The sequence below is a fragment of the Kluyvera sp. Awk 3 genome (assembly GCF_028069715.1).
GTDB classification, from domain to species: domain Bacteria; phylum Pseudomonadota; class Gammaproteobacteria; order Enterobacterales; family Enterobacteriaceae; genus Kluyvera; species Kluyvera georgiana_A.
The window spans coordinates 33,081-43,217 of sequence record NZ_JANEWH010000027.1; the positions used below are offsets into that span (position 1 = coordinate 33,081).

Below are 10,137 nucleotides of genomic sequence, written 5' to 3' on the forward strand. Positions count from 1 at the left end.
CCGGCAACATAACGGGGGCTAACTTGACCCTAGACAAGTTGAGGATAGCCGCGAACCGTTGCCATTGCAACCAAGGCGGCACGATGACGCTCACGGAGTTGAGTATGGCTTTCTGGCATGACCTGGCAGCACCAACGCTGGTCGGTATTGCAACAAGCCTGTTTTTAGGCTGGTGGCATAACAGGAAGTAATGCGTAGTGGGCGCGACTCACCGCTGCATGGCAGCATGCGCCCGAAACGGGCCAGAGGGTGACCTCTGGCCTTTTTTGCGAATTTAAAGAGACATTGCTTCGGTCATCAGCACTGGCTGTATCTGGTCCTCTTCAAAAACCATTTTATCCAGGCATAACATTCGATGGCCGGCCTCACTGTCTCCAGGAATACGTCGATGGTAGGCAATGAGCCATTCATCGTTATCGTTAAGCGCGATACAGCTATGGTGGCCCGGACCGTCTGCCAGAGCCTGCGCCGCAAGGATAGTTCTTTTCGGGCCATTAAAGGTAAAGGGAGAATTGCTATCGGCGGTGACGACTCGATAGCTGCCGTCCGTCCAGTTACCTTCTGACCACATAAAATGGTAGCGCCCGCGACGCTTAATCATACAGGGGGCTTCAACGTAACCAGGAATAATGATTTCGCGGAACATCTCGCCGTTATCAAAGGGGATGAAGCCGTTCATTTGTGAATTCATCTGCGCAACGTTACAGTGCCGCCAGCCGCCGTAGTAGAGATAAATTTTGCCATCGTCATCGGTAAAGAGATGGGCGTCGATGGGCTGCGCGCCATGAATAAAACGGCCGACTAACGGCTTTTCCAGTAACGCGCGGAACGGGCCTGCCGGAGTATCAGCGACGGCGATTTCAAGCCCTCCTTCCTCTTCATCACTTTGGATGTCGTTTGAGGCGAATATTAAGAAATACTTTCCGTCTTTTTCGACGATCGTCGGTGCCCAGACCGCGCGCCAGATCCACGGAAAATCGTCCATCTGGATGATGCCTTCATGCTTTTGCCAGTGAACGAGATCGGGGGAAGAAAAGGCGTCAATGTTGCGCTGCATCTGATAGTCGGTGATGGAACGAGTGACGTAAATCCAGTACTGATTTTCATAGAAGCGAATTTCCGGGTCGGCATACCAGCCGTCAACCAGAGGATTTTTAACAATAACAGGCATAGACTATTCCTTGTTGGCAATCAGTTTGCTTATAGACAGGCCGCAGTAGTCCAGCACCAGCTCGCAGAACATGGCATTGGCCCATGAGAACCAGGGGCGGGTAAAGCGAGCGGGATTGTCGGGATCGAACGATTCATGCATTAATCCGCTCCCCGCGTCGGTTGCCGTCATCATCTGGATCATGGCGAGTTTTTCCGCCGGATCGCGGGCGGTGAGCCCCTGTACCGCCAGCGCAATCGGCCAGATGAATCCTGAAGGCGTGTGTGGGCTGCCAACACCCTGTGCGAAACGTCCGCGGTGAAAATAGGGGTTATCGCCGCTGAGAATAAACCGGCGGGTATTCAGATAGCGCGGATGATCGTTGGCGATCGCGCCCAGCAGCGGCAGTGAAAGCAGGGAAGGCACGTTCGCATCGTCCATCAACAGGTAATGCCCGGCGCCGTCCGTTTCATAGCAATAGATTTCACCGTAATCAGGATGACGAACGACCGCGTGTTTTTCTATCCCCTCCTCAATGGCTGATTTCAACGCGGTGGCCCGACGTTCGAGGCGGCGATTGTTCAGTACTTCGCGTGCAATCTCCGCCAGGTAACCCAGCACGACCGAGGCGAAAAAATTAGCGGGCACCAGATACCCCCAGTCGCAAGCATCGTCACTGGGGCGAAAACCGGACCAGGTCATACCGGTATAGCTGACCGGCGCGCCTTTTCCTTCATAGCCCAGAGTGTCCGTTGGGGCCGGCGGGTGTGGGCGCTCAAAGCGGTAGGGGGAGCGGCTATGATGGTGCTGCTCGATTTCCCATTGATTGAGAACCAGCGAGCAGGCGCGGGTAAAGGTGTCCGTAAAGTGGCTTGTTATCCCGGTGATTTTCCAGAATAGCCATGCAAGCTGTAGCGGATAACACAGCGAGTCTACCTCGTATTTACGTTCCCAGATCTGCGGCTGCATGTGGGTTAGATCGCTCTGATGGCCCGTTGAATCCGGATAGCGATTGAAGGCGTTGGCATAAGGATCGAGAGTAATAAAGTGCATCTGTTGCTGGATTACGCCAGCAATCATTGCCTGCAGTTCCGGGTGTTGCTGACAGAAAAGCAGGTAGGGGCGCATCTGGCAGGCGGAGTCCCGCAGCCACATCGCCGGAATATCGCCGGTGATGACAAACACGCCGCGATCGCCGCGCTGTAGCGTGGTATCAAGCGTGTTCGTCAGGGCATGCCTGAGCGTTGCTGCAATGGTGTTGCTGCCCATCTGCTGGCGCACCTGCTCGCAACATTGCTGAATAAACTCCCGATTTTCAATATTCATGGCTGAGTTGTTCCCTGTGAGGGCAGGCGTGGACATGCCTGTTCATGGCGATCGAACAAGTGGCAGCGGTGTGCTGGCAGCTGCAAATGAATCATGCTGCCGCGAGGGTGATGATGGTAACCATTGAGTTTACAGGTCAGTTCGCCCTCCAGATAAAGACAGGTCGCATCGCCAAGCTGTTCGATAAACTGGATACGGCGTTGCAGGAGATTCTCCTCATTGCCGTCTGCCAGCAGCAGATGCTCCGGACGGATACCGACCGTGACGTTTTCACTGACTGAAAGCTGTGCGCCGTCAACGTTAATAGCCAGTATTTCTCCGCTTTCCAGCCTGACACTCACCGAGTCTGCGCGAATTTTGACGACCTGGGCCGCTAAAAAATTCATCTGCGGTGAGCCGATAAAGCTGGCGGTAAACTTGTTTCTCGGCTGTTCGTAGAGCTCCATTGGCGAGCCAATCTGTGCGACGCTACCGTACCGGTTTACGCTATCACCGCTGTTGAGCAGCACGATTTTGTCCGCCAGGGTCATGGCTTCAATCTGGTCATGGGTGACGTAGACCGTGGCGACATTTTCAAAATCGCGGTGCAGACGGCCAATTTCGAGACGCATTTGCGCGCGTAGCCCGGCGTCAAGGTTGGAGAGCGGTTCGTCAAACAGGAAGGCGCCGGGCTTGCGAACAATAGCGCGGCCAATCGCTACGCGCTGGCGTTGTCCGCCGGAAAGCGCGGCGGGACGGCGAGTCAGGAGCGCTTCCAGTTGCAGTGATTTCGCCGCCGCCGTGACCTGGCGTTTCACCTCGTCTTCCGGCATCTTCGCCATTTTTAACGCGAAGCCCATGTTTTCTTCCACCGTCATATGCGGGTAGAGCGCATAGTTCTGGAATACCATGGCGATGCCTCGTTCAGAAGAGGGCACTTCGGTCATGCGTTTATCGTCGATGTATAACTCACCGGCGGAGATCTCTTCCAGCCCGGCGATCATCCTCAACAGCGTGGATTTTCCGCAGCCGGAAGGCCCAACAATGACGCAGAATTCGCCCTGTTGGATGGTCAGATTGATGTTATTGATGACTACCTGTTTTGCCGAATAGGCTTTGTAGACGGACTCCAGTCTTATTGTTGCCATGGTTTTGTCCTTACGCTACGTCAGTCTGTTTTTCACGGCCGTCCAGCCACGGAAACTGCGCGATACGCAACCGCGCGCAGCCGTATGGAACCAGCAGCACCGAGGACTGCACGCTCAGGGCGGCGTGCGCCGGGCTGTTGGGCATCGGCCCCGCAGAATTATCGACGACCTTCCATGTCGGCAAACGGTAAGCGCTAAGGCGAAGCTTAATCGGCGCGGACTCCAGCGCGAACGGCTGCTCTCCGGAAGCATGAAGCTGTAGCTCACGGACGACGGCGCCCTGATGAGGATGAATATCCAGCGCGTAGTTCCACTCTTTCTTCGGCTGCAATTCCCAGTCACCGCTGGGCGAGCCGCCAGGGATAGGCCGCCAGATTTCACCGGGCGTCAGCGCCATCAGCAACGGGCCGTAGTAAACGCTAACGGCGTTATGAATACGTCTTTCCGTGCGAACCTGGCGTTCAAAGGTCAGGGTGACAACATCACCGGCCCGCCATTCACGGGTGAGCGCAAAATAGCCTTTGCCATCGCCATAGCTCAGGGGTTCGCCGTTTACCGTAATGGCTGAGCCGGTACTCCATTGGGGAATACGTAGCCACAGCGTCTTGTCGCCCGTCGGCGCATGATGTACGGTAAAGGTCAGATCGGTGTTGAACGGATAGTCGGTCTGCACGCAGACGTCCCATGCGTCGGTAGTGACGCGGCAAGGTGCGTAGACCATACTGGCGAGGTTGTTCGCTTCATCCTGCATAAACAGGCTATTGCAAAATTTTGGCCAGCCCTGATGGAAGTTAGCGGTGCAGCAGCCAAAGTTCGGCTCCAGGCCGAAGATGTTGCAGTCATCGCCGCTGTAGGTCCAGTTACGGGGCGCGATGCTGGCAGCAATCTGGTTAGGTTGCTGTTGGTACTGATGCGACATCATATCGGCGCTGACGCCAGCCGGGAGGGCGTTGAAAGCGACACGCTCCAGCCGTTCGGCCAGTTGCGCATCACCATAAATGCGCAACATATTTTCCAGCGAGAACATCAGTTCAACGATAGCGCAAAGCTCAACACCCTGCTCCGGGGCCGTGCCCGCCAGAAATTCATCACCGGAAAATATTCCTTGCGGCTGGCCGTGATAGATGTCCAGCTCGGCGAAGCAGCGCTTAATTTCCTCCAGGCGCAGACGCTGCTGCTGTGTGTCGTCCTGCATGGCGGAATATTTCATCCCCATGGCAACGTTAACCACATGAGTGAGGTGAGAGAAGTAGGTCACCGGGCCGGTAGGAAGCCGATGGAGAATAAAATCAGGCCAGTTATCCCCTTGTGCTAACAACACTTTCGCCAGCTGAGGGAGCAAGTCATCTTCTGGTAGCTGTTTCCACGCCCACAGCACTGACAGCACATTGTCGGCGGCGCGCGCTTTGCCCCAGTCGCTCAGGGGGCGTGTGGGCAAATGCCGAAGTTGATAGTGGCAATAGCGCTGGATAAAGGGCAGTACGCGAGCGTCACCAGTGGCGTCGGCGTACTGGGTTAGTACCTTCAGCGCCACCATTCTCGGCCACCAGTCGACGTTGTTTTGTGGGCCAAACCAGCCGTCGTTATCCTGGCTATTCAGCATCCACTCTACCCATTTCTGGCTCTGTTCGATCAGCGACCGATCCTGCAGGCAATAGGCGAGCGGCAGCAAGCCATCGAGGTAGTAGGGCCCGCGTTCCCAGCTTTCACCGCTGCCGCCAAGCCAGCCGCTGTTCGCGCCGACATCCGGCCAGATATCCTCCAGTTGCCCGGATAGCCCTTGGGCCTGAAGCGTCAGCTGGCGCTTCAGCCAGCCTTGAGGAAGGATTTTTCCGGGAGGGATAAATGATAGCGTGCCCGGAATAGCTGAGACAGTACTTAACTTCATGCGAAATATCCTTTTAAAGTAGAGGGCGTGAGCCATTAACCTTTCGTCGCACCGCTGGTTAAACCACTGACATAATGCTTTTGTAGAAACAGAAAAATAAGAATGCACGGTAGCATTGCAAATACGGTACAGGATTGGAGTAATCCCCAATCGACGGTGCCGTATTTACCGGCGCTGGTCATCAGCAATAAAATGGGCATGGTGTAATTATCGGAGTCGGTCATAAATATTAGCGCGACGAGAAATTCATTCCATGCGGCAATAAAGGTTGTCACGATAACGGTAACAATCCCCGGTGAAACCATCCGCGGCATGACCCGAAAGAGAATTTTTAACGGCGAGCAACCGTCCAGCTCTGCGGCTTCATCAATTTCTTTTGGGATGCTGTCAAACGTGTTACGCATCATAAAGATACTGAACGGTAGCTGGAAGGTGATATAGACCAATACCAGACCGAAAATATTATTTTGCAGGCCCATTTTGGTAATGATGATAAACAGCGGCGTCAGGATCGGCTGCGAGGGAATCATCATGGTTAATAAGATCAGCACAAAGAAAACATTTTTCCCCCGAAAGGTAAATCGGGAAAAACCATACCCGGCCAGCGTCGACAGAATGACCGTACCGATAACCGTCAGAAAGGAGACAATACCCGATAGCATAATCGCCCGGGACATATTGTCATTAGAAAATAACATCTTATTGAAGTTATCAAGCGTGAAAATTGAGGGCCACCACTTGGGAGGCATCAATACTAAATCGGCTGCGGGTTTTAGTGACGCCAGCGCAACGCACAGCAGCGGATAGAGAAAGACGATAAGTAAACAGCCGTGAATAGCGTAAAAGAAAAACGTCACCAGCCCGTTTTGTTTTCTCTTGATGTGTAAGACGACATCTCCGTTCATTCTATGCCCGTCCTTCTTTGTCGCGTAATAACCAGATTTGCAGAACACTAATCACCATCAGAATAAACAGCTGAATAATGGAGAGCGCAGCGCCGTAGCCCAGGCGGCCATTAATAAATGAGTTGTTATAGATGTAGAACACGCTGGTTATGGTTTGATCCATTGGCCCGCCGTTAGTGATGATGTAGAACTGATCGAAAGCCAGCAGCGATCCGGAGACGGAGAGAATCAGCGTCAGCATAAAGGTCCGCCGCATTAACGGCAGGGTGATATAGCGTAACCGTCGCCAGCCAACGGCGCCGTCGACCTGTGCAGCCTGGTAGATATCTTTGCTGATGCCCTGCAGGCCAACCAGCAGCAGGATCATATTGAAGCCCAGCGTCTTCCAGAGCACCATGCTCACGACGACCATAAAGCCCTGGCTTAGTGAGTCCTGATACATAATTGGCGAATCAACCAGGTGCAATGAGACAGCAAGGTGGTTGAGTAGGCCAAAGCGAACATCCAGCAGCCACTTCCACAAAATACTGGCTGTGCCAAATCCAATGACCGTGGGTAAAAAATAGACGCTGCGAAAGAGGGAAACGCCCGGTTTATGACTATCTTTTACCAGCGAGGCGAGAATCATCGAAAAGATGAAAATAAGCGGAGTCATAATGATCGCATAGATAAACGTAAACTTCAGGGCATGCCAGAAGACATCATCCTGGAGAATATTCGTGTAATTAATCCATCCAATGAATTTTGTTTTGCCAAACATCGGCCATTTAAAAAATGACATCCATGCGGTCATGATTAATGGTGTAATGAAAAAGAACACCACAATGACCAGTACGGGGAGGATGAATAAAAAACCTAAATATCCCTTTCGGTTATTTTTCCTGAATACCGGCAATGCTGTCTGGTGAGTAAACTGCACTTGCGGTTGTTGAGTTTTAGCAAACATTCCAGATGCCTCAGTCAACATTCTGCCAACCGCCATTACGGCAGAATGTTTCATTAATGTATTCATTCAGACAGTAAGCACGCTTACTCTTCCGACATTTTTATAATCTGATTCATTTTCTGATCCGCTGTTTTCAGGGCTTCATCAATTTTCCCTTCAAAAACGGCTTTCTGGATCATGGTTAGATAAGGACTATTGATGGCATTGAAGGTCTCATTGTAGGGGACCAGAAAAGGGGTATGCCCTTTTGCCAGCGCTTTGTTGGCCAGAAGATATTTGGGGTCCTGCTGGCTATAGGGGTTATCGCTGGCGTCCATACGCGTGGGCACGTAGCCGTTCTTTGCCATCAACTCAATTTGCGTCTGTTTGGATAGCGTCCAGTTAATGAAATCGATAGCGGCCTGTTGATGCTTGCTTCCCACCGGTAGAGCAAAAGCATCGCCGCCGGTAAAGGAGGCCCAATTGCCTTTTTCCTCGCCAGGGAAATAGGTGACGCCATAGTCGAGGTTGGGGTAATTATCTTTAAAGACTTTAAAGGTAAAAGCGCCGGAGCCCACCATCGCCACTTTTCCTGAACTGAACGCGTCGTTAAGTGCGGAGTCGGTGCGGGAGAGCGGCGACATGAGCCCATCTTTGTACAAATTGTGGAAGAAGGTGAGCGTTCGTTTATTGTTTTCAGAGTTGACCACGGACTTTTTACCATCGGCAGAAATAATATCCCCGCCGTTCGCCCAAAAGTAGGGGGTGAAGGTAAAGGCGAGTCCGCCGGAGCTGGTTCCTGGAATGGCGAAGCCATAATAATCTTTGCCCAGCGCACGGATTTTTTCTGAATATTCGCGCAGTTCTCCCAGCGTTTCTGGTGGACGATTGGGATCTAATCCGGCTTCGCGGAAAAGCGTCTTGTTATAAAAAAGCAGGGAGGATTCCGCAGCAAAAGGGACGGCGTAAAATTTACCGTTGTAGCTGCCGATGGCCTTTAGCGCGTCGCTCAACTGGCTCACGTAATCCATCGTGCCGATTTTATCTGTGAGATCGATGAGCTGCTCGGAGCGGTTAAGTTCTGGAAAGTAGACCAGATCAATTGATACCAGGTCAGGGGGATTGTTCACGGCGACCGCTGCGCTCAGTTTTGTCAGCATCTGAATATTCGGAATTTCATTCAGTTTTACCGTGATCTTATCCTGGGATTTATTAAACTCATTGACCAGCATGGGCAGCGATGATTGCTCACTGCGGCCCCAAAAATTAACCACTTCTTTGGCCTGAAGCGCGCAGCTAAACATGATGCTGAAAGCGCATATTGAAACGGTGGAAACAATTTTTCTCGAAACCATAAACACCTCATGATGTTAGTGATGTAAGCGCTTACATAAATCCCGTAGAGATATTTCCAACGGGATTTAGGGCATAAGGTATTGATTTAGATTATTCCTGCGACATCTTAATAATCTGCTTAAACTTCTGATCGGCCGTTTTAAGGGCGTTATCAATATCCCCCTCGAATACCGATTTCTGTATTAAGGTCAGAAAAGGACTGCTGGGAGCGCTAATGGCTTCGTTAAATGCGGGGAGGTAGACGGAGCGGCCTTTTGCCAGGGCTTTTGTCGCTAGCAGAAAACGGCTGTCCTCGCGATTGTAGCGGTTATCGCTGGCATCGATGCGGGTGGGAACAAAGCCATTCTTCGCCAGTAGCTCAATCTGGGTCTCTTTTGACATCGCCCAGTCGATAAAGGCGATGGCCTCCTTCTGGTGTTTGCTGCCCAGCGGAATCGCCAGCGCGTCGCCGCCCGCGAACGAGGCCCAATCGCCTTTTTTCTCTCCAGGATAGTAGCCTACGCCGTATTCAAGGTTGGGATAGTTATCGTTGAAAACCTTAAAGGTAAACGCGCCAGTGCCAACCATGCCGATTTTGCCTGTGGCAAATCCGTCGTTAAGTGAACTGTCTGCTTTGGAGAGTGGGGACATTAAGCCGTCTTTGTACATCTGGTGGAAGAATGCCAGCGTCCTTTTATTACTCTCGGAAATGACAATCGATTCGGCGCCTTCTTTGGCAAACAGGTCTCCGCCGTTGGCCCACATATAAGGGAGGAATGTAAAGGCCAGGCAACCGGAGCAGGTGCCGGGAATAGCAAAGCCGTAGTATCCGTCGCCTAACTGGGTGATTTTTTCGGCGTATTCGCGTAATTCCTGTAGCGTTTCTGGCGGTCTTTCCGGATCCAGTCCGGCGAGGCGGAAAATCTTTTTGTTGTAAAACAGAAGCGATGATTCAGCAGAGAAAGGAATGCCATACAGCCGCTCTTTATAAACCCCGATGGTTTTCAGCGAACCGCTAAGCTGCTTCACGTAATCTCGATTGCCAAGAATGTCGGTGAGGTCAGTGAGCTGTTCCGCGCCATTAAGCTGGGGAAGAAAGGAGACATCGAGTGAAACAAGGTCTGGTGAGCTGTCGGCGGCAATAGAAGCGCTGAGCTTGGTCATCATCGACTCGCCGGGAATCATATTTAGCTTAATATCAACTTTATCCTGCGACTTGTTGTAAGCATCAACCAGCAGTTCCAGTGATGTTTGATTCGAGCGGCCCCAGAAGGTAATGGTCTCTCTGGCTTGCGCTAATCCACTGAGTGATGTGGATATAATACAGGCAGCCACGGTGGTATGTATAAATTTAGACAACATAAACACCTCATTCTTATTAATTTTGAGAATAACGACAACTTGATTCTCCGCGTTGTAAAAAACAGGGGACGGCAATTTTCCCCCTGAGATCGTGTCCATCTATTTTCTTTATTAAGCAT

The 10,137-nt window shown here is 51.9% G+C and carries 9 protein-coding genes; 1 reads left to right on the forward strand and 8 read right to left on the reverse strand.

From position 1 onward, the window contains the following. Positions 1–83 precede the first annotated feature (83 nt). Positions 84–191, forward strand: coding sequence for a type I toxin-antitoxin system toxin Ldr family protein (locus tag NNN71_RS08245; protein ID WP_163445896.1), 108 nt, complete (start codon positions 84–86; stop codon positions 189–191). Between the two features lie 83 nt (positions 192–274). On the opposite strand, the gene NNN71_RS08250 is transcribed toward NNN71_RS08245, so the two are convergent. The 8 genes from NNN71_RS08250 to NNN71_RS08285 all read right to left on the reverse strand — a co-directional run bounded on the left by NNN71_RS08250 (position 275) and on the right by NNN71_RS08285 (position 10,018). Next, the gene (locus NNN71_RS08250) at positions 275–1,171 is read right to left on the reverse strand and encodes a glycoside hydrolase family 43 protein (RefSeq protein ID WP_249022235.1); all 897 of its coding nucleotides are present in this window, start codon (positions 1,169–1,171) and stop codon (positions 275–277) included. Between the two features lie 3 nt (positions 1,172–1,174). Continuing rightward, complete coding sequence (locus NNN71_RS08255) at positions 1,175–2,476, reverse strand: glycoside hydrolase family 125 protein (protein ID WP_271458289.1); 1,302 nt, start codon at positions 2,474–2,476, stop codon at positions 1,175–1,177. Next, positions 2,473–3,603, reverse strand: a complete 1,131-nt coding sequence (locus tag NNN71_RS08260) for an ABC transporter ATP-binding protein (protein WP_271458290.1) — start codon at positions 3,601–3,603, stop codon at positions 2,473–2,475. Before NNN71_RS08260 ends, NNN71_RS08255 begins: the two co-directional genes overlap by 4 nt. 10 nt (positions 3,604–3,613) lie before the next feature. Next, on the reverse strand, positions 3,614–5,491 hold the full coding sequence (locus tag NNN71_RS08265) for a beta-L-arabinofuranosidase domain-containing protein (RefSeq protein ID WP_271458291.1): 1,878 nt from the start codon (positions 5,489–5,491) through the stop codon (positions 3,614–3,616). A gap of 35 nt (positions 5,492–5,526) precedes the next feature. Continuing rightward, on the reverse strand, positions 5,527–6,396 hold the full coding sequence (locus NNN71_RS08270) for a carbohydrate ABC transporter permease (RefSeq protein WP_223804026.1): 870 nt from the start codon (positions 6,394–6,396) through the stop codon (positions 5,527–5,529). Between the two features lies 1 nt (position 6,397). Beyond that, entirely contained in the window at positions 6,398–7,177 is a 780-nt protein-coding gene (locus NNN71_RS08275; protein WP_271458292.1) for a carbohydrate ABC transporter permease, read from the reverse strand. 248 nt (positions 7,178–7,425) lie between these two features. After that, on the reverse strand, positions 7,426–8,676 hold the full coding sequence (locus NNN71_RS08280; RefSeq protein ID WP_271458293.1) for an ABC transporter substrate-binding protein: 1,251 nt from the start codon (positions 8,674–8,676) through the stop codon (positions 7,426–7,428). A gap of 91 nt (positions 8,677–8,767) precedes the next feature. Beyond that, positions 8,768–10,018: an ABC transporter substrate-binding protein gene (locus tag NNN71_RS08285; protein ID WP_167576518.1), complete on the reverse strand. Its 1,251-nt coding sequence runs from the start codon at positions 10,016–10,018 to the stop codon at positions 8,768–8,770. Between the last annotated feature and the right edge of the window lie 119 nt (positions 10,019–10,137).